Here is a 26,215-nt window from a genome sequence, read left to right on the forward strand (position 1 = left end):
CCTGCGACATGATCTTATGACCTATTATACGCGACATCAACCCGGTATATCACGTGACAGCAAGACAAAAACCGTTCCTGCCGGATAACAGGAACGGTTTTCCTGGTAACTAAGCTGATTTATTTCCCGTTTGCCGGATCGCCGGAAAAAATCTGCTGCTTCAGTAAGGCAGCTTTATCCGTTTTCTCCCACGGCAGATCTATATCAGTACGTCCAAAGTGTCCGTATGCAGCCGTCTGAAGATAAATCGGCCGGCGGAGGTCGAGCATCTTAATAATGCCGGCCGGTCTGAGATCAAAGTTCCTGCGGATCAGATCCACAAGACTTGCTTCTGAGGTCACACCTGTCCCGAACGTATCCACGGAAATGGAAACCGGTTCAGCGACTCCGATCGCATAAGCAAGCTGCACTTCGCATTTGCCCGCAAGTCCCGCCGCCACAATATTTTTAGCCACATATCGGGCGGCATAAGAGGCTGAACGATCCACTTTTGTTGCGTCTTTTCCTGAAAAAGCGCCCCCTCCGTGGTGCGCGTATCCGCCATACGTGTCGACGATGATTTTACGTCCGGTTAATCCCGCGTCACCCTGGGGACCGCCAATGACGAATCGCCCGGTCGGGTTAATTAAGAATCTGGTTTGTTCGTCTATCAGTCCGGCCGGAACAACAGGACGGATCACATGTTCCTGTACATCCTTTTTAATCTGTTCCTCCGTGGCTTCGGGATCATGCTGCGTCGAGACGACAATCGTATCGACTCGTGCAGGGTGACCCGCTTCATCGTATTCAACCGTCACCTGAGTTTTTCCGTCAGGACGTAAATAAGGCACTTCTCCGCTCTTGCGCACATCCGCCAGCCTTTTCGCCAGTTTATGAGCAATAGATATCGGCAGCGGCATCAGTTCCGGTGTTTCATTGACTGCAAAGCCGAACATCATGCCCTGATCACCTGCCCCGATCGCCTCAATTTCGTCGTCCGTCATCTTTCCCTCCCGCGCTTCCAGTGCCCGGTTAACGCCCTGAGCAATGTCGGCAGACTGCTCTTCAATTGAAGTCAGGATGGCACAATTTGAGGCATCAAATCCATACTTCGCATCCGTATAGCCAATATCCTGTATCGTCCTGCGAACTACTTTAGGTATATCTACATAAGTTGAAGTTGAAATTTCTCCCGTCACCAGGACCAGACCCGTATTAACCACTGTTTCGCAGGCCACCCGCGCATTTGGATCTCCGCGCAGCAATTCATCAAGGATGGCATCTGAGATCTGATCGCAGATTTTGTCCGGATGTCCTTCTGTCACCGATTCGGAAGTGAACAGCCTTCGAGAATCCTTCTTCTTCATTTCATTCACCCTGCCTTTTCAACATTATATCCCATATTGTATTTACGGTACCCGATCCCGTTTGCTTTTTGTTTTCAAGGCATGAAAAAAGCCCGGTCCTGTATAAAGGATTAGGCGACTCTTTAACTTGCCTCTTATTGATCAGGAGAACTTCCTGCAGGTTAGCACCGTGCCGTACGCGGCCGGTTGCCGGGCTTCATCGGGCCTGTCCCTCCGCCTGCTCGGAATAAGAGCAGCCATAGTATAACTATTATAATACCGCCGGAAATAACATGTGTCAATATTGAAAAAGCGGTCTCCAGTCATCAGTGAATCGGCAGAACGTACCTGCAGGGTAACAAAGCCTCATCTGTTTTCATAAATGGCAATTCTTTTGGCTATTAGAGAAATTTTTCACGATTTATGGCCCATAATTTGTGAAAACAATATTTTATTAAATGTCAGTGTGATATACTTGATTCGTCGAAAGAAATTCATAAATGAAAGGGATGTTTGTGATGAATGCCACCGTTTTGAAAACGTCCATCACTAAATTATTCACATCGGGAAAAACCTTTGTAGACCTTTCCGCACCTGAGCTTATGGAGAAAGCGCTTGCCAGAAATGAAGGCGCTTTAACGGACAAGGGGGCATTCGCTGTAACCACTGGAAAATACACCGGTCGCTCACCTAAAGACAAATTTTTTGTCAAAGATAAGACAACAGTGAATAAAATTGACTGGAAGCGAAATCAGGAAATCAGCGAATCTGTTTTTCTCGGACTGTACAAAAAAATCGTTACCTATTTGAACAAACAACCAGAACGTTTTGTTTTTCATGGATTTGCCGGGGCTGATCCAAAGAACAGACTGCCCATTCAGGTGGTTAACGAATATGCCTGGCAGAATCTGTTCAGCCGGCAATTATTTATTACCCCGTCACAGGAAGAGCTGCAGGACTTTCATCCAGGATTCACGATATTCTCAGCTCCAGGATGTAAAGCGGATCCTGCCACTGATGGCACGCGTTCTGAGGCCTTCATTATTATTTCTTTTACACACCGCATCGTCCTGATTGGCGGTACCGAATACGGCGGAGAAATCAAGAAATCCATTTTCACAGTCATGAACTATTTGCTCCCACAGCACGGGATCATGTCGATGCATTGCTCTGCCAATCAGGGCTCAGACGGCAGAGTCGCCCTCTTCTTCGGCCTCTCGGGAACAGGCAAAACCACTTTATCAAATGTTTCCGGACGTGCTCTGATTGGCGATGACGAGCACGGCTGGTCGGAACAGGGTGTATTTAATATTGAAGGCGGCTGCTACGCCAAAACCATTCATCTGTCAAAAGAAAAAGAGCCGCAGATCTTTAACAGCATTCAATTTGGAACCGTACTTGAAAATGTCATTCTTGACGATCGGCGAGTGCCTGATTATGATGATAACTCCTTAACAGAGAACACTCGTGCAGCCTATGATCTGCACCATGTGGACCACGCTCTGTTCCCCAGTATCGGCGGTCATCCGAGTGCGATTATCTTTCTGACAGCAGATGCTTTCGGCGTTCTCCCGCCAATCAGCCTGCTGACGCCCGAACAGGCAATGTACCAGTTTCTGTCCGGTTACACAAGTAAACTTGCCGGAACAGAAAGAGGGATAACAGACCCTGAAGCGACCTTCTCCACCTGCTTCGGTGCACCGTTCATGCCGCTTCCCGCCTCCGTGTATGCTGAACTTCTCGGCAAATTAATTAAGCAGCACAATGTAAGCGCTTATCTTGTCAACACCGGCTGGACGGGAGGCCCCTATAAAACAGGCAGCCGCATGAAACTTGCCTATACGCGAAAAATGATAGAAGCTGCACTGGCAGGTACATTTATCAATGCGAAAACAGTCACGGATCCTGTATTCGGTCTGCATGTCCCTGCCCATTGCCCGGGTGTTCCGGATGAGATTCTAATGCCGAAAAACACCTGGGAAGATCCGGCCGCTTATGATCAGACGGCTCGGGAGCTCGCCGGAAAATTCAATGAAAATTTCCGCCATTTTCCGGAAGCATCAGACAGCATCCGTTCTGCGGGACCTGTCAGTCGATAACAGCATACAAAATCATGAACAAGGAAACACGCGCCGTAACCCGGTATGATTCGGGTGCGGCGCGTTTGTCAGCCAGTATCTTTTTTCTGCAGTTCCAGATAGCTTTTCCATTCATTCTCCAGTTCGGATAGGGTCCACTGGTCCAGCTTCCCGGATTCCTTTGTCACATGATGCTGCTCGAGCAGCCTGATCAGATGTTTTTTCCGCGTTTCTACTGCCGTCCTTAATAAATTTATTTGATTCATTTTCTTACACCGGTCGTAAGCAAGCGTTGACCCTCTACCTGACCGGCTTTTCTCCTCCTTCAATCTGACATGCCTGGGCTTTCATTCTCTCTATTTTAGCCAGCCGAAATATATTTTAAACGAATTAAAACGCTTACATTTATACTATACAACAAAACCGGGAAAAAAGATGTGCTTTTGTAAAAAAAGAGACATTTATCATTGAGATGTATTTTTCATTCTTGTATGAGAGGGTATGATAAGAGTACTAAACACCCAAATACTTTGATTTAAAGCCGCGTACGACAACGCGTTCTTTTCTTTTATTCTGGCGCGGTTAATCCTGCCTGTTTTTTTACTTCAGGCCGCCCGCCTGTTGCGGACGACCCGTGAGCCACATCGCCGGCCCTGGTCGCACTTACACGATACTGACCATGTAAGAAAGTATTAAATTTTTTGGAAAAAGGTTCAGAAAAAAACTTCTCCGGCTATTACCCGCCTCAGACGGGGCTCATCCTTCTCATCCTCACTTTTTCCTGGAAAGCCCGTCTTTCCTCTTCAGACATCTTTTTGTAATCGCGGATAAACTGTTCATATTTCGGCATCACGTCTTTCATCAGACCGTAATCCTGAACTTGTCCATATTGAACCCAGAGTGCCTTTTCACAGAACCTTTTCATCTGTCCAATCGAATGACTGATAAAAAAGATCGTCTTTCCCTTTTCCTTAAACTCGTTCATCTTTTTCAGGCATTTATCAGCAAAGGTCTGATCACCGACAGACAGAGCTTCATCGATGACCAGAATATCAGGATCAATATGAATAGAAATGGCAAATCCGAGACGGGATCGCATCCCGCTGGAGTAAGTTTTCACCGGCTGTTCAATAAAATCTCCGATATCGGCAAACTCAATGATCCGGGGAGTAAGCTCTTTTATTTCTTTTTTGTTGAACCCCAGCATCAGACATTTAAGCTCTATATTTTCTCTGCCGGTCAGCTCACCCTTTAATCCCGACTGGATAGCAATCAGTGCTGCTTCACCATTCACCGTGACCGTCCCTTCAGTGGGGGGGATGACTCCGGCGATAATATTTGAAAGTGTTGATTTCCCTGACCCGTTCACACCAATGATTCCGACGACATCCCCATCATTCGCGTCGAAGCTGATGTCCTGCAAAGCATAGAATGACGGACCATATCCTTTTGGCAGCAGCAGATCAAGGATTTTTTCCGAATTACTTTTGAACATTTTATATTTTTTTGAGACATGGCTGACAATCACCGATTTACCCATATTCGTTCCACCTTACAAATAGTCTACAAAATGATCTCTGAATTTCACATGGATAGCCGAACCGATCAGGAACACAATGAAGACGAATCCCCAGAAGTACAGAGTGTACAGGTAATGCTCTGCACCGTACCACGACAGTCCGAGAAGAGAAGCCCGGTACCCCTGTACGAGGTAATACATCGGATTCAGCAGCAGGATGTTTTTCAGAAATTCCGGTACCCCCGAAAGCAACGCCGGTTCCCAGAGAATAGGCGTCAGATAAAACATCATACGCATCAGCGAAATCAGTATTTGATGAAAATCACGGACAATGGTTGAGATCGTCGATGTCACAAGAGAAATTGAAAACAGCAGTATCAGTGACGCGACCATAAAATAGGGCAACTGGATCAGGTACAGGCTGATCTTATACGGAGTAAACTGCAAAATTGCAATAATAATTACCGTCAGAATCAGGTGCTGATAAAATTTTTCAAAAATCACGTAACTGGGAATGGTACTCATGGGAAAATTCATCTTTGCGATGAAGCGAATCCGCGAATAAATCGAACGGGACCCCTGAATGACTGATGGCTGCAGGAAAAACCAGACCAGGATACCGCTCATCAGCCAGATCACATAAGGCATTTCTACCCCGTTTTCGACGATCCCCCCGCGATTCAAAATGACACCGAACACAAGCCAGTAAATAAAAATCTGTATCATCGGATTAATGACGATCCAGAGCATGCCTAAATAGTTATTATTATTTTCGCTTTTTAATTCATAAAGCGAGAGCCTGCTGATCAGATAAACACTGCTGATCTGCTCTTTAATCACTTTCCACGCCGATTTCATGTCAGATTCCTTCCAGTTCTGCATTTACATGAAGTTTATGGCGGCCACAGACCGCCAGTTTCCAAATTCCACTTTACCACAGCTGAGGGGAAAATGGAAAGTCTGTCCCCGCCTGAACAGCTCTGAGGAGTAAATTTTTGTGAGGCCCTCCGTGTCATGCGAATATAGCTGATTAAATTTTACATATTTTTCCAATTCTGCTTTTCCGCTTTTTTTGAAAAAGGGACAAGCCAAATTTTGATGGCCTTTTTTAATTTTTTTGACTGTAGCTTTGCCTGGCATTCCCCTTTCTGATATACTGTTCTTAACCGGTGAACCGGACTTGCATCGGTTTCACCAGGCTAGCCATATCCTCCTCTGTTAATCTGCGTGTCCGAATCGCTTCTAACAGGGCTGAGGATATTTCTTTTGCCGTCTTTTTTTGCGTACGGAGCAGCTTTGACCCCTTTTCATATAACTGCATCAAAATATCCGCAATCTGTGTAAGAAGATAGTGAATCTTCATCGCCTGATGATTCTGGCTGTTCACGTGTTGAATGGCGTACTGTACGTGCTTTTGTCGATTAAACCCCTGATTTTCAATCTTCCAGCGCCTTCGCCCAACTGCTACCAACGCCTCTGCCTTCTTCTCCGTGATAGGCAGATTGGTCAGAAACAGAAAGGTGTGCGCTTTTTCTTTTTCCTGAACCGTAGCCTCCAGGGCATTTAGTTTTCTTTCCTGGTAGGCGATATCATTCACCCAGTAGGTCGTTGCAGATTGTCCCCGATACTTCAGCGCTTTCAGCGCCTCGAATTCCTGCGCCACACTCGGAATACTGCCTGCTTTGAAGCGAAACATGTATTTCCAGCGGTTAGCCTCACATCGCTGAAAGACTGATTCACACGCATATAGGCTATCCGCCAGGATACAGATGGGCAGACGCTTGAAGGTCGCTTTCAATCGGGTGCTCAGGCGCTCGAAGGCGCGACGTTCACAGTCCTGTTTGGTCACGTCCTCGTGCTCGTTCTCTATAAATTCCGAGTCGATACTCAGCACCATGTCCCCAACGACCAGTTTGGCTTCCAGAACGTGATGCTGGTAATCCGTCCAGGTTTCTCCGGTCTTTTTGTGGGTATGTTCGCGTTTCAGGCAATGTGCACAATGCTTCTTGTTAAAGTGGAAAAGCCCGGTCCCATCAATGATAATCCCCCAATACTTCCCCTCGATCCGTTCGGCCTCAAAACACCGCTTTTTGAGGAGCTCCCGGATTAAACCGATGCGAATGTTTTCCAGTTCCTTCGGATCAAGCCGCGACAGGAAATCGTTGATCGTGTCATAGTGGGGCAGTTCATGAAGCTCCTGAGTAGCGAGCATCTTTTGCAGGTTATCGATACATTCTTCACGATTAAGTCCGTTGCTCAGGCTGCGCATGCTGGTGAACTGACAGACATTTTTCAGGATCATCATCCAAAGCATCAAGTCTGAATCATAGGTGACATAACTCTGATGTCTCGGATCTTTGACCTTTCTGAGCCTGTTGGTGAATCCTTTAAAGAAATGATGGCATATTTTCTGAAACTCGAGAAAATAATTGACGTTCTTCTCCTGCTCTCGTTTCTCTTTCCGTGTAATCATAAGAACCTCCTAAAAAAATAGCACTATTATGGGATTTATTACTGTTAAATTATCTCATATATAGCATTATTTAGGGGGCTGTTGTTGATTTTATCGCGAAGAATTTTTACTCCTCAGAGCTGCCCGCCTGAATATTTTTCCTGTTCCCGGGCACGCTACCCTTGAAATCATTCAGGGCGCGACCTGTTTTAAACTTTTATACATATTGAGGGTATCCCAATGCTCAGTGTATGGCTGTTTCTCAGTTTTTTCGTTTTACTGGTTGTCTTCTTTGTCAGTGTATTCTTCAGAATCCAGCTTTTTTCTGAGATGATGATGTACGCCCTGTTTGCCTGGTTCGGCATTGTTCCACTCATTGTGATCTATATCGAATCCAGTCGCTACGAAATGAAAGAGAAAGAAAAGAAGTCAAAGAAAAAAGGAAAAAAAGGTTGAATCAAGGTGATGCGTCATGTTCAGGAAGTGGAAGAAAAGACGAATGAAGGAAACGGGCAGTGAATATCAGGCAAAAACCGTCTCCGATCTGTTCAGACAATTGAAGGATCAGCCTGATTTTATCCGTTTTCAGCATAAAGGCATGCAGTTCAGTTGCTGGATTTCTTTTTTTGACACACTTATTGACGTGGAAAATGTCCACCGTGACATCCTGCCTCACCTGTACAGTGATAAGATTAAAAATCTGACTGATGTACAGACACACCTGCCCGCTGAAAAAATGATCCGGACAAAAGATCCGTCCATCGTCCGGAACAGGCTGCTCGAAGGGTATCTCATTATCCAGGCGGGTGAAAGGGATTCGGATTGTCTGGTGATCCCGTCAGTAAAAGTTGAAGGCCGGCAGGTTTCACTATCACAAATAGAATCGAGTATCATCGGACCGAAGGAATCGTTCGTCGAATCGCTTGATAAAAATACCAACCTGATCAGAAAAAGGGTTCCGATTCCGCAGCTGACGGTGCAGCACATCCGTGTCGGCAAGTTATCACGGACCCGTGTTTCTGTTATCTATATTCAGGGAATTGCGAATGAGGAAAATGTCAATACGGTGAAACAGCGGATCGCCGGCCTCGAGGTGGCAAATATTGAAGACACAACCGCTCTCGCCCTGAATATCCGGGATAATAACGCCTCTATCTTTCCGCAGTTTATTGATACAGAACGGCCGGACCGTGCAGCTGCCGCATTATATGAGGGGAAGATTGCTGTTCTGGCGGACGGCTCACCGAATGCCCTGATCCTTCCTTCGACGATCGTTGAATTTTTTATCGCCTTTGACGATTACTATCTGCCGTGGCAGCTTGCCTCTGCCTATCGCCTGCTGCGTCTGTTCGCTGTGGCCATTTCCATCCTCTCGACTTCTTTCTATGTGGCCCTTCTGACCTACCATTTCCAGCTTATCCCCAAAGACCTCCTGGGGTCGCTGGTCAGTTCCCGGAGCTCGGTGCCCTTTGACCCGATCGTGGAGGTCCTGATACTTGAGGTCATGATTGAACTGCTGCGCGAAGCCGGAGCCCGACTGCCGACCAAGGTCGGACAGACGATCGGTATCGTTGGCGGTATCGTGATCGGAACAGCAACGGTTCAGGCCGGTCTGACGAGCAATATTCTGTTGATTACTGTTGCGATGTCGGCGCTTGCCGCGTTCATCACGCCCAATTACCGGATGGCGACCACCATCCGCTTTATCCGCTTCCCGTTTATTATATCTGCGCAGATATTCGGTCTGTTAGGCATTGCCCTCTGTTTCTCTGTCTGTGTCGGACATCTTCTGAGGATGACCTCACTGGGACGACCTTATATGGAGCCGATTTATCCACTTCGCGTGACCGATCTGAAAGACTCTTTTATCCGGCTGCCGTTAAACCATCAGAACGTTCGTCCCATGCTGCTCCGTCCCGGTGATGCCATGCGTATGAACAGCACCCGGACACACCGTAAAAAAGGAAAAAACATTCCCGATATTGACGAATGACAGTCATGCAATGGAGGCCATGTGATGAGCGGTACAATCAATGAAACACATCAGATTAGCCCAATGTCCGTATTTTTTATCCCCCACACGATGCAAGTCGGCATCGGCCTTTTATCTTATCAGCAGATCGCGTCCCATCACAGTGGACAGGATGCCTGGCTCGCCATTCTGATCGGCGGGCTGACCTCGCTTGTCCTGATGTGGCTCATACTCCGCCTGCTGGAAAATGAGCGTCAGTACGGACGTGCGGATTTATTTTCCATGCACAGGCGCCTTTTCGGAAAATGGCTGGGGCATACGCTGAGTCTGGTGATGATGGCTCATGTTTTTCTGTATGCTGTGGTGTTTCTGAGAAGCTATCTTGAAATCCTGCAAGTCTGGATTTTCCCCCAGTTGTCACTTATTTCCTTTTCCGCTCCTTTCTGTCTGCTGATCTGGTACATTGTTAAAGGTGGGATCCGGACAGTCGGAGGGGTTTGTTTTCTGAGCTTTATTTATCTGATTCCGATCTATCTGTCAACCGCATTCGCCGTACCTCAGCTTCATTTTTCCAATCTGATGCCGGTCTTTGATCATCATCCCATGTCCCTCCTTGCGTCTGCCTATGATACGACCGGTATTTTTCTTGGCTATGAACTCATTCTTTACTTTTATCCTTTCATCAAAAGGCCGGAACTCACTGGAAAATTTGCCTTTTTCAGTCTGCTCACGACTCTGTATCTGTATATCATTCTGATGATCGTCGGTATCGCCTTTTTCAGCCCGGGCCAGCTGGATGTTAACATCTGGCCGACAGTTTCCCTTTGGAAGAGCATCACTTTTCCCCTGCTCGAACATGTCGACATGATTCACATCGTTTTTATCGTCTGGCTTCTGATTCCGAGTGTGAGCATGAGCGCCTGGATCGTATCCAGAGGGATGAAACAGATCATCCCTGTATTTAAACAGAAATATGCCCTGATCCTTGTCCTGATTGCTCTGACGGCCTGCACGATGATGGTTCGCAACGGCGAGCAGGTCAAGTGGATCAATATCCTGTATGATCGGACCGGTTTCTTCATTGTTTACCTTTATATCCCCTTTCTTTTTCTGTATCAATGGCTGATTTCGAAAGTGAGGCGATCTTCTGCATGAAAATACAGATCACCGCGATCGTCCTGATCACTCTGACATGCCTTTCCGGCTGTATACCGACGAACGTTATTGATGATATCCTGATGGTTGAAGCAGAAGGAACAGATTATATAGGCGGTGGAAAGGTGATGGGAACCGTCACCATGCCCAGTTATATTGAGCCCGGTAATCCCGGAGGTGCAGGAGCCGGCCTTCCGACAACCGCTTCTATGATGCGTTCAATTTCCGGGGTGACCTATGACGGCAAATCGCTTGTGTCCCATTTTCAGCCGGAAGGGCAGCGCATGCTTAAAATCAGTAAAGTCAGGATCTTTCTTTATGATACGGCCTTAGCCAGAAACGGCCTGAGTAAACAGTTCGACTTTCTGAACCGCGATCCGGATGCCCCGCACGACTTAACCGTCGCCATTGTTGAAGGAAGCACGAAAGATCTGCTGACTTATGATAACTATCAGACGCAGATCCCGATCTCACGTTATGCGCAGGATCTGATTCTACAGAATATGCAGCAGAACTATCCGGACATTAATATGAATAGGGTCCTGTACAGTTATTATGGCGCCTTTATGGATCCTGTCATTCCACTTATCAGAAGAAACGGGGATCATCTGGAGCTGCGCGGCCTGGCGTTATTTAATCATGACAAGTATGTGATGAAAATACGCGGAAATGATATCTTTATTTTTAAAATGCTCTATGAGAACTTTAACCAGGGCGTTTATGACTTCGAATATGAACCGGATAAACACGTTGCCATTCGTAACGTGCATACCACAGTACGTTATCGGGTCAGAGACGGAAACAGCAGGTCACCTGACATCTATGCTCACGTGAAAATGATCGGACAGGTCAGACAGGCCTATCCAGGGTCGATCAGTAAACATAGCGCGGATGTAACGGAGAGAAAACTGGAACGGCATATGCAGCAAAAGGCTGAAGATCTGTTCACCCGCCTCCAGAAGAAAGGGGTTGATCCGCTGCGGATTGGGGATACAGTCAGGAGCTTTACGTATCATTTCGATGGCAAGTCCTGGCACGAGCGGTATGCCCATGCCACGTTTCACTGCAAAGTGTCAGTAAATATCACACAAACAGGGATTTCCAGGTGATGCGTTCACCGGCTGACGTGTTTTACTTTTAACTATGACCTCTATTGGGGTATAATAGAAGAATGAACAGGAAAGGGGATTTAATTCTATGGGATTTAACAGAAACCCTCAGGAACCGGTTCCTGAAGCAGAAACGGAAGTCTGGACGTGTACAAATGATTCTTGTTCAGGATGGATGAGAGAGGCCTATTCATTTGACAGCCATCCGACCTGCCCTCTTTGCCACTCCGAAATGAAGAAAGAGACACGAATACTTCCTGTCATTGATTGAGCAGCCCATTTCTGCCCGATCATGATCTCTCTTTTAAAGAACTTCACCCTGCCTCCTGTGACAATATGATGACGAATGGGGAAAGTTCAGGGCATGTCATTGACAGAGTTGGTCCCTGCCTTCAGAATGAAAACGATATCATTCATTCTAAGGGAGGTCTCCGGTTTTGAAAACTTTGGTTATCCTTGCACACCCTGATCTTGAAAAATCTCATGCCAACCGGATGTTTGCCGAAAAGCTTAAAGAACATCCGGAAATTGATATGCATCTCCTCTACCGCACCTATCCGGCCTGGCAGATTGATGTATCAAAAGAGCAGGAACTTCTGCTGAACAATGATCGCATTGTTTTTCAATTTCCATTTTACTGGTACAGTTGCCCGCCGTTATTGAAAAAATGGCTGGATGATGTGCTGACCTTTGGCTGGGCCTATGGTCCGGGCGGGAATAAATTAAAGGGAAAAGAATTTATTGTCGCTGTAACAACAGGGAGCTCCGAAAAGTCTTATCAAGCCGGCGGAGGCAACTTTTTTACAGCAGATGAATACTTACTCCCCTTCCGTGGCGCCGTTCTCGAATGCGGAGGGATTTTCCTTCCTCCGTTTATCGCGTATGAAGCCACCTTTCACGATGATGCGACATTAGAAAAAGAAGCCGAAAATTATATTGCGTATATTGAGGCGCCTGCTTCTGTTCTGACACACTGAGGCGCCTGTTTCGAAAACAGGCCTGATCCCTTTTTTACAGGGATGGCCTGTTCTTTTTGTCTAAGCTATTGTTTATGCTTCATGCCGACCGGAGTAAAAGATCCACAACTTGCCAGCGGCAGGGATTTCCTTATCACCGGGAGCCAAGATGGAAACCTGAGTCTGTCAGTCACCTTCTTTCTGACCGCTTTCTTTCTAAATATAGTTCATTTACGGTAAAATAGGAGAGCAGAAGGTGATGCAGAGTGAAGATGGACAGGATGAAACGAAAATACGCAGATCGACGAGGCTGGAGAAGAATCATCAAGAGCCGGATATACAGGAAAATCTTTATGTGGCCGGACTTTCACGGCGAGGCGGTATTGATTCAGTTTGATGCCGTTAAAGCTCCATTGTCTGTATTATATGAAGGGGTTCGGACGAAAACAGTGGACCGGGGATATTCGTGGCTGCAGCTGTTTCCGGATGAAACCTCTGACTTTGTGTTAACCGTGATGTTCAATCATCACCGCCAGCTTGTTCAGTGTTATTTCGATGTGATTAATCGCCGCGGGCGGGGGATGGACGGTATCCTGTGGTTCGATGACCTTTACCTGGATCTGATCCTCTTCCCGGACCATAAATGCTATCTTGTAGATGAAAATGAACTGAATGAAGCCCTTGAGTCCGGCATTATCACGCCCTCTATGTATAATCGGGCCTGGCATACAGCGCGGCAGCTTGAGACCTTTGTCAAAAGAGATCCGGACTATTATCTTGAACTTGCCCGGCAAATCCGGTCCACATTCCCATGATATATAGTGATGCCCGGTCATTTGTCACGACTGCTGAATAGCCTATCATAACTGCCAGAATACAGGTGGAGATGACCGTGGAGGAATGGAATGCAGCAATAAAAAGAAAGATCGGATTTGCATCACTGACGATTGGGAAAGTCATGAGTTCACTCGGCAAATCACCCGGCTTTTGTTTTAGCAGTACGACGCAGGATCAGCTGATCTATTCGGGAAGCCTCATTCAGACAGGCGGGGGCGCCCTGATACTCGATCAGATGAATGCGCAGGAAAATCCTGTTTTATACGAAGAAGTCCTCATGCTGAACATGATTGGGTATGGGGTTTTCGCATTCAGTCTTCTCCAGGATATTGAGGATAATATCTTATTAATCAGACAGGCTCTTTCCAGCAACCTGAGGGATGTTGTTGGCGCCCTGATTTTTCTTACGGACCGGGGCACCTGGGAAAGCCCCGGTTCATGGATCGGAACCATGATGCTGGCCACAGGACATTTTGTTCAGGCACTCGGACGAAACAGGCAGCTGGAAAGCGGCGCAGCGCTCAATGAAGTCAATTCGTGGATTACTGCAGGATCCTGGATTGAAACCGGGGAGCGTTCGCCCTCCTACTGCAAAGTCTGGCTGATTCCAGATGAGCTACCCTGCCCGGTGGCAAATCGCAGACGCCGCCAGGGGTTTTGTTTTCCTGTACCATTTATCTTTTTAGGTAAAAAAAACAGAATGGGAGGACCTCCCATTCCTTATCAGCGGAATTGATATGAGTGATCTGCTTCTAATCTACAGCTTCCAGCAGCAGGTCGGCGATGTGAACAGCACGGACTTTTCCGCTTTTCCCCGCACGGTCGACACCCAGTTTCATCTCAAGCAGGCAGCCCGGATTAGCGGTGACAATGGTCTTTGCTGCTGTTTTTTCCACCTTCTCCATTTTATGATCAAGGATTTGCATCGCCATTTCAGGCTGGACAATATTATAATCACCGGCTGATCCACAGCAGGTGTCCGCACCCTCCATTTCTACAAAATGTGCGCCTTCAATCGACTGAAGGAGCATTCTCGGCTCACGGAATGTGTGCATGACATTGCGCAGATGGCAGGAATCCTGATAGGTGATGGTCTGTTCAGGCAGGCGCAGGCGATGTGTTTTCTGAAAATCAAGATCAACCAGAATGGCGGAAATATCTTTCAGTTTAGTGACAAAGTGCTTTGCCCGTTTCGCCCATTCCGGTTCATCCTTAAGTAAATGGTCATATTCAATCAGAAAGGCACTGCATCCTCCTGCATTCGTGATAATATAATCTGCATCTGATTTCTCAAATGCCTCAATATTCTGTTTTGCCATCTCCCTTGCCTTTTCCATCTCACCATTGTGTCCATTCAAAGCCCCACAGCACAGCTGATTTTCCGGTATGACCACATCACAGCCGGCTTTTTGCAGCAATTTGATCGTTGCGTTATTGGTTTTAAAGAAGATGGTATCCATCAGGCAACCGGTAAACAGGGCCACGGTCGCTTTCTTCTCCCCATCATGTGCAAAATATCGTGGACGTGCTTTTATCTCACGGCGCTTCGGAGCCTGAGGCAGGATTTTTTCCATTGCAGCCATACTCTTCGGGAAAAGGTTCATAAAGCCAATCTTTCGTCCGACCTTCTCCAGTCCACTGCGCTGGTAGAAGCCAAGCAGTCCTGTTGCTTTCTCCACACGGTCCTGATGCGGGAAAAGGCCATTAAATATCCCCTTGCGCACCATTTTCACCGGAACAGATTGTTTTTTGTGATGCTGGAGAATGGTACGGGCATCCGCCAGCAGATGTCCGTACTGAACACCAGATGGGCAAACCGGCTCACATGCCCGGCACCCGAGACACAGATCAAGTGAGTGGGCAATATCTTCATCCGGCTCAACCACACCGTCCGTGATCCCTTTCATCAAAGCAATCCGTCCACGCGGTGAGTATTTCTCCTGATGACCGGTTTCTATATATGTCGGACAGGAGGGCAGACAAAACCCGCAGCGCATGCAGTTCAACAACTCGTCATAGTCCATGTTTTCTTTAAAATCCTGCTGAATTTTCTTCTTATCAGATGTGGTCATCATTCTGCAGCCACCGCTCTTTCTACACTCGTTCTTTCTACACTATTTTCAGCGAATACTTTCCCTGGATTCATGATGCCGTTCGGATCTATCGCCTTTTTTATGCCTTTCATGATGCTGATCCCGGTCTCTCCCAGTTTCCACTTTAAATAAGGCGCTTTGGTCATGCCGATTCCATGCTCTCCGGTTAATGTCCCGCCGAGTTCAATGGCCTTTTCAAATATCGCTGCAAAAGCCTTTTCCACGCGCTGCATTTCTTCATGGTTCCGCGCGTCAGTCAGGCAGGTAGGATGCAGATTACCGTCCCCGGCATGCCCGAAGGTTGAAATACGCACCTGATATTTCTCTGCAATATCAGTTATCGCACGCACCATCTTCGCAATTTCCGACCTGGGAACGGTTGCATCTTCCAGAATCGTCGTCGGTTTAAGCCGGGCCAGGGCACTCAGCGCTGTACGTCTGGCCGTGGCAAGTTGTTCAGCTTCTTCATCAGACGCGGCAAGGCGTACATCAACAGCATGTTCACTGCGGCAAATTTCGGCGATTTTCTGAATATCGCGCTCAACGATCTCTTCAGGACCATCCTGTACGATCAACAGGATCGCTTTGGCTTCTGTCGGAAGTCCGATGTGCGCGAAGTCTTCAACCGCCCGCAGCGTATCCTGATCAAGGAACTCGAGTGTAACCGGTATCATTTTATGAGCGATAATAGCAGAGACCGACCGGCCGGCCGACTCAATATCCTGATACAGCGCCAGAATCGTCTTTTTGGATTCAGGTTTGGGAATCAGTTTCAGTGTGGCTTCAGTAATCACACCCAGCGTGCCCTCCGATCCAACAAACAGGCGCGTCAGGTCGTAGCCGGCGACATCTTTTGTCAGTTTGCCTCCCGTACGGATCAGTTCTCCATTTGGCAGTGCAACCTGCAGAGCCATGACATAATCCCTTGTGACTCCATATTTCAGGCCGCGAAGTCCTCCTGAATTTTCACTGATATTTCCGCCGATTGTTGAGATTTTCATCGAACTGGGATCCGGCGGATAAAATAGCCCTTCCCTCTCAACCGTTTCACTGATGGTCTTTGTGATGACACCGGGCTGAACTGTAATCGTCAGATTCTCTCTGTCAATCTCAAGAATCTTGTTCAGGTGCTTCAGAAGCAGGACGACGCCTCCTTTTGCGGGACACGTATCCGCACACAGGTTCGTACCGGAACCTCTCGAATAAACAGGCGTTCCTGTGTCATTACAGAGTTTCAGAACCTGTGCCGTCTCTTCTGCAGATCTCGGAGAGACTACAAAATCCGGAAGCGACTGATAATTTGGTGTGGCGTCATAAGAATAAACAAGCCTGCCGCTTGTGGATGCGTCGACGTTTTCCGTACCGACAATCTCTGCAAGCCTCTCTCTGATTCGTGACTGTTTTTTTAACCTTTTTGCAGATGCCATAAACTTTCCTCCCACAGCTTTTGTTTCCGCTTTCTCATGGTCTATTATAATAATTACCGATCGGTATCGCCATAAATAAGCCTGTATCCATGGTCGCGTTTACACTTATGATCGATCGAATGGAGGGTCGCGCCTCTTTCGCTTCAGTAACATGAAGAGGAACATGGCTTAACGAAACAAAAAAACCGGGCCTGTTGAACTGACCCGGTCTTGCACCTTCATTTATTCTTACCTGCACGGGCACGTCCTGCGCGCCCGAAAAACCCCCACTGACTGAAGCTTCCCTTTATTTAACAACATCATAGCCCTGATCTTCAACCGCTGACTTCATCTGATCAAAACCAACTTTGGCATCATCATATTGAACATCGACCTTTCCGGATTTCAGATCAACATTAGCTGATGAAACGCCTTCGAGATCTTTCAGTGCTCCGGACACAGCCTTTTTGCAGTGTCCGCAGCTCATCCCTTTGACTTCAAGTGTTCTTTCTGCCATCATACTCACCTCCTTTAATGGGTCATGGGATAAAACAACGGATCAGATCTTCAAGCTTTTCAGTCTCAGACTGTTTGCGACGACGGATACAGAACTGAAGGCCATGGCGGCACCTGCTACCCATGGTGCGAGAAGACCGAGGGCAGCAACGGGTATGCCTATCGCATTATAAAACAGTGCCCAGAACAGATTCTGACGGATATTCTGCATCGTTTTCCTGCTCAGATCAAGCACTTTGGCCACATGAGTCAGGTCGCCTCCGACAAGGGTCACATCGGCTGCTTCTATCGCAACGTCTGTTCCGGTTCCAATGGCCATACCGATATCAGCGACAGCCAGTGCAGGGGCGTCATTAATCCCGTCCCCTACCATCGCGACCTTGAGTCCCTGCTTCTGAAGTTCTCGTACCTTATCAGCCTTTTCTCCAGGAAGAACTTCAGCATAAACATGATCGATCCCCGCCTTCCGGGCAATCGCCAGTGCTGTCCGTTCATTGTCTCCCGTAATCATGTAAACGCCTGTCCCACGTGCTTTCAGTTCTGCTATCGCTTTTTTCGATGAGGGTTTCAATGTATCGGCAACAGCGATGATCGCTGAGAGCTGGCCGTCAATTGAGACAAACATGACGGTTTTTCCATCATTTTCAAGCTGTCTGGCTTTTTCAGCAGCCGGCCGGAACGAAACCTTTTCCTGCTTCATCAGGCGCCGGGTTCCGATGACCACCTTCCGGTCATCCACCCGTGCACTTATGCCGTAACCTGACCGGGCTTCAAAGTCCTCGACCGAAGGCATTTCATGTATCCCTTTTTCTTTCCCGAACGCCACAATGGCCTGGCCCAAAGGATGCTCACTAGAACTTTCTGCGCATACCACCATTTGGATGATCGACTGACGATCCAACTCGCCAAAAGTAAAGAGATCGGTCACCGCGGGTTTACCGTTCGTTATCGTACCTGTTTTATCCAGCATAACGGACTGGAGATTCTGTGCGGTTTCGAGAAATTCTCCGCCTTTAAACAAAATGCCGGCTTCAGCACCCTTACCTGTCCCAACCATGATCGAGGTTGGTGTAGCAAGCCCGAGTGCGCATGGGCAGGCAATCACGAGGACGCTGATTGCTGCAGAAAGAGCAGGCGCCAGTTCTCCCGGTCCCACAACTGAAATCCAGACAACAAAGACCAGTGCGGCAATCGATAAAACGACAGGGACAAAAATGCCGGAAATATTATCCGCCAGTCTCTGTATCGGCGCTTTCGAACCCTGAGCTTCCTCCACAATCCGGACAATACCGGCAAGCATGGTGTCTTTTCCGACTTTATCTGCCCTCATGACCAGTACCCCGTTCGTATTCATGGTCGCGCCGATCACCCGGTCACCATTCCTTTTCGTTACAGGAATCGATTCACCGGTAATCATCGATTCGTCAACAGACGAAGTGCCCTCAGTTACCATGCCGTCAACCGGAATTTTTTCACCCGGTCTGACTTTCAGCAGATCGCCGGGGATAACCTGTTCAATGGGCACCTTTTTTTCTGAACCGTTCCTGATCAACGTGGCCTCTTTGGCCTGCAGGCCCGTCAATTCACGGATCGCGTCGGTAGTGCGTCTTTTCGCCCGCGCCTCAAAATACTTTCCCAGATGAACCAGCGTGATCAGAATCGCACTCGTCTCAAAATACAGTGACGGATGCATCAGCCCGGAAAACTGATAGCGGATTGTCTCCTCCACGCTGTAAAAATAGGCGGCGCTTGTCCCTGTTGCCACCAGCACGTCCATATTGGCACTTTTGTTTACCAGAGCCCGATAAGCCCCGCGGTAAAAAGGCCAGCCGATATAAAACTGGACAATACTGGCCAGTAGAAACTGAAACCATGGGTTCATCAGAAGCGCCGGTACCGGCAGGCCTGTGGCAAATGGCAGATGAACCACCATAGTATACAATAACGGGAGAGAGAGTACCGTGGATAATATGACTTTATTCCGTTTCTTCTTTAATTCTTTTATCCGGTCGTCATCGCCCGTATCTGCCTCAGGAACAGCTTTGTAACCCAGTTTTCCGACCTTTTCAAAAATAGTGTCCGGTCCTGTAAATCCCGGGATATAATTTACGGTTCCCGACTCTGTTGCCAGATTAACCTGTGCAGATGTAACGCCCGGCATACGTGCTAATCCCTTCTCGATCCGCGCAGCGCAGGCGGCACAGGTCATTCCGCTGATCACCATGTCCAGACGTTTCTTTCTGACACCGTATCCCAGTTTTTCAATTTTCTCGATGATTTCATCAAGTGTGACTTTGTCTTCATCCACTATCACCCTTGCACTTTCCATAGCCAGATTGACGTTGGCATTGATCCCGTCCATCCTGTTGAGTACTTTCTCGATCCGGCTGGAGCAGGCAGCACAGGTCATTCCGGTTACACCGATGGTCATTTCTTTCTTCATGATCTACACCTTTTTATACTCTATTTATAGAACTGTTTCAGTACCTTAAGCAATTCGTCAATCTGCTCTGATCCGTGTCCCTCATCGATCGCCCGATAGACACAGGATTTTGTATGGCGTTCCAGTACTGAAAATCCAATTTTCTTCAGTGCAGCCTGGACGGCAGAAAGCTGGATCAGTATGTCAACACAATATCTGTCTTCTTCAACCATTTTCTGGAGGCCGCGTATCTGACCTTCCGCTCTTTTCAGACGGTTAATGATTTTTTGCTTTTCTTCTGAGGTCCTTGGCTGTGCCGGAGATTTATCCGGCTGCATCCGAAGTTCTTCGTCCCCAGGTGTGCAGTGGCAATCGTTGTGGTTGGTCAATACTTCTCCCCCTTTCATTGCTATTTTACCCCTGCAGGGTATACAGGGCAAATTCATGAAGAAAAAATGCTGACCGGGAGTCGGTGCCCCGGCTGACCCTTTTTTGCCCGCGCGCGTCATTGATCGCAGCATTTTATACTTGCTTAGCGGGCAAAAAAAACGTATACCACTTCTTCGGTATACGAAAAAAAACGGTATGATTCCCGGGCTGCCGGCCGGGTTATTTCATAATGGTCCGGAATCCGTTTCGCCTTCCGACAGGTCCCTGACATCGCCAGAAACTCAGTTGCCCGGATACGCTCATCCTTAAATTTTTTCTGCCTCACATAAAAAAAATGCCCGGTTGCGGCCGGGCGCAATGTCTGTGATTCAGCTGATGACCAATTCATCCGAACCGGCATTTTCCGTTCGAATTTCTGCTTCTGCAAACGCAGTTTCCAGCTCCTGCTTATAATGGTCCTGCTGTTTCTCATTCCAGTCCAGTTTCTCCGCCATGCAGGCGAGCACCGGGGCTGCCCATTTTTTCGCCCATTTAATATCAAACAGCGTTTTTCCTGTTCTTCGCGTGAAAAAGTCGACCGGTGAGCAGACCCTTTCATCCTGAAGAGAGTAATCAATCATCGCCAGAATTTCCCGGGCAGGTGCCGCTTCTCGGCCTCCGATTCATTTCCCTTAAATAAAGTATAGAGGAGATCAACATTGGTTCCGTATCGGTGCGCGAGTTCCGACGCTGTGTCGGCGGTTAAGCCAAGACGGACCCCTTCCGCTGTTTTCTCACGGATAAATGCCGGTAAATGAGCAGATCCTCCAAAATGGCCGCCGGAAAGGGGCGTATGAACGGTTCCACAGGCCGGGTAGTTGCGGCCATTCTCCCGGTGAAGCTGAGCAGTCACTTCATCAACAACGCGTTCTGCCATCTTCCGGTAACCGGTCAGTTTGCCTCCGGCTATAGAAATCAGACCTGAATCAGACAGGAAAATCTCATCTTTTCTCGATATTTCTGACGGTGACTTGCCCTCTTCCTGAATCAGCGGCCGGACGCCGGCCCAGCTCGATTCTACATCTTCCGGTGTCAGGTGTACCGTTGGAAACATCCCATTGATCGCATGAAGAATATAATCTCTGTCTGCGGCGGTTGGTTTCGGATCAATCGGCCGGGCCGAATAAGTGGTATCAGTCGTTCCGGCGTAGACCTTTCCATCCCGCGGGATCACAAAGATCATGCGTTTATCCCCGTTTGTGGTATCAAAGTAAATCGACTGATCCATCGGAAAACGCTGATGACTGATCACGATGTGCACCCCTTTAGTCAGATGCAGATGTTTTCCTTTCTTTGAGTGATCCTTCTCGCGGATGGTATCCACCCATGGCCCGGCTGCATTTACGATTTTTTTTGCATAGATCGCGTAGCTTTTCTCAGTGATTCTGTCCTTTACGCGAACGCCGGTCAGTTTATGGTCTGCATCGTAAATCAGATCCTCCACCCGGGCGTAATTGACGGCACGCGCCCCGCGGCTGACGGCTTCCTTCATGACTTCGATCGTTAGACGTGCGTCATCTGTCCGGTACTCTACATAATATCCTCCGCCGATCAATCCTTCCTTTTTAAGCAGTGGCTCTTTTTCCAGGGTCTCGTTGCGGTCAAGCATGATCCGCCGCTCACTCTTTTTGACACCGGCCAGATGATCATATAATTTCAGCCCCATGGATGTTGAAAATCTGCCGAATGTCCCTTTTTTATAGATCGGCAGCAGCATTTTTTCCGGACGGGTGACGTGGGGTGCATTTTCATAAACAATGGCGCGCTCCTTCCCCACTTCAGCAACAATTTTTACTTCAAGCTGCTTGAGATAGCGCAACCCGCCGTGAACCAGTTTGGTTGAACGGCTGGAGGTCCCTCCTGCAAAGTCCTGCATATCCACAAGACCGGTATGCAGGCCGCGGACCGTTGCATCCAGTGCGATACCAGCACCTGTGATGCCCCCTCCAATAACGAACAGATCAAGCGGTTGTGCCGCCATCTGCTCCAGATCATGACTTCTTTCAAAAGTTGAGAATGACATGTTACATTCCTCCTGATTCATCATATTTCATATTATTACCGGTTTGATCCCAGTATCAGATCCATACATGCTACTGCGTCAAAAAAAGAGGACCGCAAGCATCACCTGTGTATGTGGTACACAGGCATGCAGCGGTCCTCACCTTCTCCATGGCCATTTTATGAACTTGTCATGACTGACTCCTGTTAATCTGCTACCGGACTTGCCACTTGAGCGGCCGGTTTAAAAGCACGCGTAGCGTTTACAGCTGCGCTCCACCCGGCATACAGGCTGTTTCTTGTTTTTTCGTCCATCTGTGGCTGAAAATCTCTGCCCAGCTGCCATATGTCGGCGATTTCATCCTGACTGCCCCAGACACCCACTGCGAGTCCTGCCAGATAGGCTGCACCAAGCGCCGTTGTTTCACTGCTTGTCGGCCGCTCAACCGGAACACCGAGAATATCACTCTGAAACTGCATCAGTAAATTATTCATCGATGCCCCGCCGTCTGCACGCAGTTTGTTTAATGTGATGCCGGAATCAACCTGCATCGCATTCAGCACATCTTTTGTCTGATAGGCAAGGGATTCCAGGGCCGCCCGGATGAAATGCTCTTTAGTCGTGCCGCGCGTCAGGCCAAATGCGGCTCCACGGGCGTCTGAATCCCAGTAAGGGGTGCCCAGTCCGACAAAGGCAGGAACAAGATAAACCCCGTCTGTTGTCCTGACCCGGGCGGCGTAGGTTTCACTTTCAGGTGATGATTTGATCATCCTCATCCCGTCTCTCAGCCACTGGATGGCTGATCCTGCAACGAAAATGCTGCCTTCCAGGGCGTAGTGGACTTTACCGTTAAGGCCCCAGGCAATGGTTGTCAGGAGACCGCTTTTTGATTTCACGGCAGTTTCTCCGGTATTCATCAGCATAAAACAGCCGGTGCCGTATGTGTTCTTGACCATTCCCGGCTTAAAACAGTTCTGGCCGAACAGGGCAGACTGCTGATCTCCGGCGATACCGGCAATCGGGACATGTTCGCCAAAGAAATGATAACTGATCGTCTGTGCATACACTTCGGAAGACGAATGCACTTCCGGCAGCATTTGCTTCGGAATATCAAGCATTTCAAGCAGTTCATCGTCCCATTTCAGATCATAAATATTATACATCAGAGTACGTGACGCATTCGTGTAGTCGGTCACGTGGGCTTTGCCGCCCGACAGTTTCCAGATCAGCCAGGTATCGATCGTACCGAAAAGCAGGTCACCGTTTTTCGCCTTTTCTCTTGATCCTTCGACATGATCAAGAATCCACTTTACTTTCGTCCCCGCGAAATACGGGTCAATCAGCAGGCCCGTTTTATCACGCACCATTTGCTCATAACCTTTTTCTTTCAGTTCTCCACAGATATCTGCTGTCTGGCGTGACTGCCAGACGATCGCATGATAGATGGGGTGACCGGTATGGCGGTCCCAGACAACTGCTGTTTCCCGCTGATTCGTGATCCCGATTCCGGCAATTTCTTTTGGAGCAATTTCACTTGTTGACAGCGCATCGGCGATTACCGCGAGAATGGATGCCCAGATTTCATTGGCGTCCTGCTCAACCCATCCCGGATTGGGGAAATACTGCGTAAATTCTTTCTGAGAGGTTTGAACAATTCGTCCTTTATCATCAAATATCATCGCCCGGACGCTTGTCGTTCCTTCGTCCAGCGCTAAAATAAACTTTCCCATTGTTTTTCTCCTCCTGTTCATCTGATAGTGGTCAGTTTTGCCCGGAGGCAACCGGTTCCTGTGCTTCCGGGACGCTTCCCGCTTTCCGCTGATGTTCACCTTTCAGCGCCAGGATAACAACAGCCAGCGTAATCGCAGCGAAAACCCAGAACGCCGCTGTCATCTGTCCGGTAAAAAATGTCTGATAGAAAAGGGCCCCGAATACACCGCCAATGATCGGACCGACAACCGGAATCCAGGCATAGCCCCAGTTGGAGCCGCCCTTACCCGGAATGGGCAGCAGGGCATGTGCGAGCCGCGGTGCAAGATCTCGCGCAGGGTTAATGGCATAACCGGTTGTTCCGCCGAGAGCCATCCCGATCACAACAATCAGAAAACCGACCAGGAGCGGATTAAATCCGTCGGCCAGCTCATTTGCACCGATTGCCATAATACCGACAACAAGGATGAACGTACCGATCACTTCACTGAGCAGATTGCTCCAGTGACTCGGGATCGCCGGTCCGGTGCAGAAGACGCCCAGTTTCACCGAGGGATCATCTGTTTCTTTCCAGTGGGGCAGATAATGAAGAAAAACAATACAACCTCCAAGAAATCCGCCAATCATCTGTCCGGCAAGGTAAGCGGGGACTTCCTGCCAGGGGAAAGATCCGGCCGCTGCAAGGCCCAGCGTCAGCGCGGGATTCAGGTGGGCACCGCTGAACTGTCCGACTGCGTAAGCACCGATAGCAACAGCAAATCCCCAGCCGAATGAAATAACGATCCACCCTGAATTTCTCGCAAATGATTTTTTCAAGTTCACCCCTGCACAGACGCCATCACCTAAAACAATTAAAATCATGGTACCGATCAGTTCACCCATAAAACCTGACATTCATTCTTCCCCCTCACGATCAATCAGTTTCGGAATGAATCTATTCGGTCACAGCGGCCGGACACCAAAAAAAAGTCCACAACATCCTCTGCTGCATACCGGCTGCAGCAGATTTGTAGTGGAAGACCCGATTCAACATTCCGTGAAGCATGAACTTGATACTTAGAATCATAAGCGATAATGTAAGCGTTGTCAATAAAAAGACACAAAATAATTCTTCTTTTGTAACTTTTATCATTGCAGACTGTACTATCAGCCATTAAAAAAAGGCCACAAGGACTGATTTGATGTGGATATGGCTGAAGCACCGGAATGAAAGGCCTGTTCAACTTCCTCATGGGTACGAATCAGTCCGCCGGCAATCACAGGCTTCCCAAATTTTTCCCTGATCGCCCGGATCATCCCCGGAACCAGTCCCGGCAGAACTTCAACCATATCCGGGTTAATCTGCTCCATCAGATGATAACCGGTTTCGACGGATCGTGAATCGAGCAGAAAGATACGAAGGACCGTAACATAGCCACGCTTTTTGGCGATTTCAAGCACGCTTGAACGGGTAGAAATAATACCGGCAGGACGGATGTTCTGGCAGATGAATTCCGCTCCGCTGGCATCACTTTTCAGTCCCTGAATCAGATCGGCATGGAGGAAAATATGTTTCTTTTTTCGTTTTCCCATCTGAATAAGTGAACTGATCTGCGAAATATGGCTGTCCAGCACGATGATGGTCTGAGCAGTTGAATGTATGAGTTTTTCAAAATCTTTAACGCGATTCACAGCCGGAAGAATGCTCCGTTCGGCAATAAGATTCATCATGAGTCCTCCCCACTCTATTTATATATGTTCATCATAACGCAAAAAAGCAGCTCAGGCAGCTGCTCTTTGCGTTCATGAGTAAGTGAGGAGAGGAGAATCATGCAATAAAACTGTACCCCGTTCCGGTTGGAAAAATCCGACCCGTTGATGGTGTTGTGGCCTGCAATCCTGCAGGAGATTGAGCGCGTTCTTTCATTGCATATACAGTCCCGCTTCTCGGTCAGCATGCCGCTTTTCAGCCTGCATTCTCCCGAGTGATTTCAGATCATATTCCTGTCCTTTTCAGTAATAGCGGTCAGCTCCGTTCCCGGCTGCCCCCGGTTTCCCGTGAGTGATTTCCCCATGTTCACTCAAATTCCGAAAACGAAGCCGTCCCGCCTCTGGTGAGTAGCATTGCTCCAGCAAACAGCAGAGTCACCAATAAATTTAAATTGTTTTACGGAATGATCCTGAAACACAATCAGGAAAAACGGACTGTCTGCGGCCGCGGACTGTATCTGCAGTTCAGGAATGCCTCATCCTTC

Annotated in this window: 22 protein-coding genes, 1 pseudogene and 1 riboswitch; of the genes and pseudogenes, 9 read left to right on the forward strand and 14 right to left on the reverse strand. The window is 48.2% G+C overall.

From position 1 onward, the window contains the following. Positions 1 to 119: 119 nt before the first annotated feature. Entirely contained in the window at positions 120 to 1,346 is a 1,227-nt protein-coding gene (gene metK, locus ABNN70_RS14200; protein WP_129928065.1) for a methionine adenosyltransferase, read from the reverse strand. Positions 1,347 to 1,477: 131 nt separating this feature from the next. Further along, positions 1,478 to 1,579, reverse strand: a riboswitch (SAM riboswitch). Between the two features lie 264 nt (positions 1,580 to 1,843). Here metK and pckA point away from each other — a divergent pair. Then, positions 1,844 to 3,424 carry a phosphoenolpyruvate carboxykinase (ATP) gene (gene pckA, locus ABNN70_RS14205; protein ID WP_353948160.1) on the forward strand — a complete coding sequence of 527 codons (1,581 nt, stop codon included), beginning with the start codon at positions 1,844 to 1,846 and terminating at the stop codon, positions 3,422 to 3,424. Positions 3,425 to 3,492: 68 nt separating this feature from the next. Here pckA and ABNN70_RS14210 read toward each other — a convergent pair whose 3' ends face one another. From ABNN70_RS14210 to ABNN70_RS14225, 4 genes are all read right to left on the reverse strand, one after another. Beyond that, entirely contained in the window at positions 3,493 to 3,669 is a 177-nt protein-coding gene (locus tag ABNN70_RS14210; protein ID WP_129928063.1) for a Fur-regulated basic protein FbpA, read from the reverse strand. A gap of 479 nt (positions 3,670 to 4,148) precedes the next feature. Further along, positions 4,149 to 4,943: a teichoic acids export ABC transporter ATP-binding subunit TagH gene (tagH, locus tag ABNN70_RS14215; protein ID WP_353948161.1), complete on the reverse strand. Its 795-nt coding sequence runs from the start codon at positions 4,941 to 4,943 to the stop codon at positions 4,149 to 4,151. Positions 4,944 to 4,955: 12 nt separating this feature from the next. After that, the gene (locus tag ABNN70_RS14220) at positions 4,956 to 5,780 is read right to left on the reverse strand and encodes an ABC transporter permease (RefSeq protein WP_129928061.1); all 825 of its coding nucleotides are present in this window, start codon (positions 5,778 to 5,780) and stop codon (positions 4,956 to 4,958) included. A gap of 304 nt (positions 5,781 to 6,084) precedes the next feature. After that, positions 6,085 to 7,395, reverse strand: coding sequence for a transposase family protein (locus ABNN70_RS14225; protein WP_353948162.1), 1,311 nt, complete (start codon positions 7,393 to 7,395; stop codon positions 6,085 to 6,087). A 219-nt stretch (positions 7,396 to 7,614) separates the two neighbouring features. On the opposite strand from ABNN70_RS14225, the gene ABNN70_RS14230 reads away from it, so the two are divergent. From ABNN70_RS14230 to ABNN70_RS14265, 8 genes are all read left to right on the forward strand, one after another. Further along, positions 7,615 to 7,830, forward strand: coding sequence for a hypothetical protein (locus ABNN70_RS14230; protein WP_353948163.1), 216 nt, complete (start codon positions 7,615 to 7,617; stop codon positions 7,828 to 7,830). A gap of 16 nt (positions 7,831 to 7,846) precedes the next feature. Continuing rightward, entirely contained in the window at positions 7,847 to 9,367 is a 1,521-nt protein-coding gene (locus ABNN70_RS14235; RefSeq protein ID WP_353948164.1) for a spore germination protein, read from the forward strand. A 24-nt stretch (positions 9,368 to 9,391) separates the two neighbouring features. Further along, the gene (locus ABNN70_RS14240) at positions 9,392 to 10,501 is read left to right on the forward strand and encodes a GerAB/ArcD/ProY family transporter (RefSeq protein ID WP_353948165.1); all 1,110 of its coding nucleotides are present in this window, start codon (positions 9,392 to 9,394) and stop codon (positions 10,499 to 10,501) included. Further along, on the forward strand, positions 10,498 to 11,610 hold the full coding sequence (locus ABNN70_RS14245; RefSeq protein ID WP_353948166.1) for a Ger(x)C family spore germination protein: 1,113 nt from the start codon (positions 10,498 to 10,500) through the stop codon (positions 11,608 to 11,610). The genes ABNN70_RS14240 and ABNN70_RS14245 overlap by 4 nt, the downstream gene beginning before the upstream one ends. Before the next feature lie 88 nt (positions 11,611 to 11,698). Further along, positions 11,699 to 11,881: a cold-shock protein gene (locus ABNN70_RS14250; protein ID WP_129928057.1), complete on the forward strand. Its 183-nt coding sequence runs from the start codon at positions 11,699 to 11,701 to the stop codon at positions 11,879 to 11,881. 166 nt (positions 11,882 to 12,047) lie between these two features. Then, entirely contained in the window at positions 12,048 to 12,587 is a 540-nt protein-coding gene (locus tag ABNN70_RS14255; RefSeq protein WP_353948167.1) for an NAD(P)H-dependent oxidoreductase, read from the forward strand. Between the two features lie 251 nt (positions 12,588 to 12,838). After that, positions 12,839 to 13,381 (forward strand): DUF402 domain-containing protein, encoded by a 543-nt coding sequence (locus tag ABNN70_RS14260; protein WP_353949446.1) that lies wholly within the window; start codon positions 12,839 to 12,841, stop codon positions 13,379 to 13,381. Positions 13,382 to 13,458: 77 nt separating this feature from the next. Then, positions 13,459 to 14,139 (forward strand): hypothetical protein, encoded by a 681-nt coding sequence (locus ABNN70_RS14265; protein WP_353948168.1) that lies wholly within the window; start codon positions 13,459 to 13,461, stop codon positions 14,137 to 14,139. A gap of 16 nt (positions 14,140 to 14,155) precedes the next feature. Here ABNN70_RS14265 and ABNN70_RS14270 read toward each other — a convergent pair whose 3' ends face one another. The 9 genes and pseudogenes from ABNN70_RS14270 to ABNN70_RS14310 form a co-directional block, all read right to left on the reverse strand. Beyond that, positions 14,156 to 15,475, reverse strand: coding sequence for a (Fe-S)-binding protein (locus ABNN70_RS14270; protein WP_165364209.1), 1,320 nt, complete (start codon positions 15,473 to 15,475; stop codon positions 14,156 to 14,158). Continuing rightward, complete coding sequence (glcD, locus tag ABNN70_RS14275; RefSeq protein ID WP_129928052.1) at positions 15,475 to 16,923, reverse strand: glycolate oxidase subunit GlcD; 1,449 nt, start codon at positions 16,921 to 16,923, stop codon at positions 15,475 to 15,477. The genes ABNN70_RS14270 and glcD overlap by 1 nt, the downstream gene beginning before the upstream one ends. A gap of 286 nt (positions 16,924 to 17,209) precedes the next feature. Then, positions 17,210 to 17,419 (reverse strand): copper chaperone CopZ, encoded by a 210-nt coding sequence (copZ, locus tag ABNN70_RS14280; RefSeq protein ID WP_353948169.1) that lies wholly within the window; start codon positions 17,417 to 17,419, stop codon positions 17,210 to 17,212. Positions 17,420 to 17,461: 42 nt separating this feature from the next. Then, complete coding sequence (locus tag ABNN70_RS14285; protein ID WP_353948170.1) at positions 17,462 to 19,861, reverse strand: heavy metal translocating P-type ATPase; 2,400 nt, start codon at positions 19,859 to 19,861, stop codon at positions 17,462 to 17,464. A gap of 20 nt (positions 19,862 to 19,881) precedes the next feature. Continuing rightward, entirely contained in the window at positions 19,882 to 20,178 is a 297-nt protein-coding gene (locus ABNN70_RS14290; protein WP_206184246.1) for a metal-sensitive transcriptional regulator, read from the reverse strand. Between the two features lie 420 nt (positions 20,179 to 20,598). Continuing rightward, positions 20,599 to 22,316, reverse strand: a pseudogene (locus ABNN70_RS14295) (glycerol-3-phosphate dehydrogenase/oxidase). A 161-nt stretch (positions 22,317 to 22,477) separates the two neighbouring features. Beyond that, the gene (gene glpK, locus ABNN70_RS14300; RefSeq protein WP_353948171.1) at positions 22,478 to 24,001 is read right to left on the reverse strand and encodes a glycerol kinase GlpK; all 1,524 of its coding nucleotides are present in this window, start codon (positions 23,999 to 24,001) and stop codon (positions 22,478 to 22,480) included. A gap of 31 nt (positions 24,002 to 24,032) precedes the next feature. Then, entirely contained in the window at positions 24,033 to 24,875 is an 843-nt protein-coding gene (locus ABNN70_RS14305; RefSeq protein WP_129928047.1) for an MIP/aquaporin family protein, read from the reverse strand. A 252-nt stretch (positions 24,876 to 25,127) separates the two neighbouring features. Then, positions 25,128 to 25,688: a glycerol-3-phosphate responsive antiterminator gene (locus ABNN70_RS14310; RefSeq protein WP_129928046.1), complete on the reverse strand. Its 561-nt coding sequence runs from the start codon at positions 25,686 to 25,688 to the stop codon at positions 25,128 to 25,130. Positions 25,689 to 26,215 lie beyond the last annotated feature (527 nt).

Origin of the sequence: Sporolactobacillus sp. Y61 (assembly GCF_040529185.1) — a bacterium.
GTDB lineage: Bacteria > Bacillota > Bacilli > Bacillales > Sporolactobacillaceae > Sporolactobacillus.

Bases quoted from the DNA above. Each gene is read 5' to 3' on its own strand.
- ABNN70_RS14310 (WP_129928046.1), bottom strand. From the start codon at position 25,688: ATGAATCTTATTGCCGAACGGAGCATTCTTCCGGCTGTGAATCGCGTT.
- ABNN70_RS14250 (WP_129928057.1), top strand. From the start codon at position 11,699: ATGGGATTTAACAGAAACCCTCAGGAACCGGTTCCTGAAGCAGAAACG.
- ABNN70_RS14230 (WP_353948163.1), top strand. From the start codon at position 7,615: ATGCTCAGTGTATGGCTGTTTCTCAGTTTTTTCGTTTTACTGGTTGTC.
- glpK (WP_353948171.1), bottom strand. From the start codon at position 24,001: ATGGGAAAGTTTATTTTAGCGCTGGACGAAGGAACGACAAGCGTCCGG.
- glcD (WP_129928052.1), bottom strand. From the start codon at position 16,923: ATGGCATCTGCAAAAAGGTTAAAAAAACAGTCACGAATCAGAGAGAGG.
- ABNN70_RS14305 (WP_129928047.1), bottom strand. From the start codon at position 24,875: ATGTCAGGTTTTATGGGTGAACTGATCGGTACCATGATTTTAATTGTT.
- ABNN70_RS14240 (WP_353948165.1), top strand. From the start codon at position 9,392: ATGAGCGGTACAATCAATGAAACACATCAGATTAGCCCAATGTCCGTA.
- ABNN70_RS14210 (WP_129928063.1), bottom strand. From the start codon at position 3,669: ATGAATCAAATAAATTTATTAAGGACGGCAGTAGAAACGCGGAAAAAA.
- ABNN70_RS14270 (WP_165364209.1), bottom strand. From the start codon at position 15,475: ATGACCACATCTGATAAGAAGAAAATTCAGCAGGATTTTAAAGAAAAC.
- pckA (WP_353948160.1), top strand. From the start codon at position 1,844: ATGAATGCCACCGTTTTGAAAACGTCCATCACTAAATTATTCACATCG.
- copZ (WP_353948169.1), bottom strand. From the start codon at position 17,419: ATGGCAGAAAGAACACTTGAAGTCAAAGGGATGAGCTGCGGACACTGC.
- ABNN70_RS14260 (WP_353949446.1), top strand. From the start codon at position 12,839: ATGGACAGGATGAAACGAAAATACGCAGATCGACGAGGCTGGAGAAGA.
- ABNN70_RS14285 (WP_353948170.1), bottom strand. From the start codon at position 19,861: ATGAAGAAAGAAATGACCATCGGTGTAACCGGAATGACCTGTGCTGCC.
- ABNN70_RS14245 (WP_353948166.1), top strand. From the start codon at position 10,498: ATGAAAATACAGATCACCGCGATCGTCCTGATCACTCTGACATGCCTT.
- ABNN70_RS14290 (WP_206184246.1), bottom strand. From the start codon at position 20,178: ATGCAGCCGGATAAATCTCCGGCACAGCCAAGGACCTCAGAAGAAAAG.
- ABNN70_RS14220 (WP_129928061.1), bottom strand. From the start codon at position 5,780: ATGAAATCGGCGTGGAAAGTGATTAAAGAGCAGATCAGCAGTGTTTAT.
- ABNN70_RS14235 (WP_353948164.1), top strand. From the start codon at position 7,847: ATGTTCAGGAAGTGGAAGAAAAGACGAATGAAGGAAACGGGCAGTGAA.
- tagH (WP_353948161.1), bottom strand. From the start codon at position 4,943: ATGGGTAAATCGGTGATTGTCAGCCATGTCTCAAAAAAATATAAAATG.
- ABNN70_RS14225 (WP_353948162.1), bottom strand. From the start codon at position 7,395: ATGATTACACGGAAAGAGAAACGAGAGCAGGAGAAGAACGTCAATTAT.
- metK (WP_129928065.1), bottom strand. From the start codon at position 1,346: ATGAAGAAGAAGGATTCTCGAAGGCTGTTCACTTCCGAATCGGTGACA.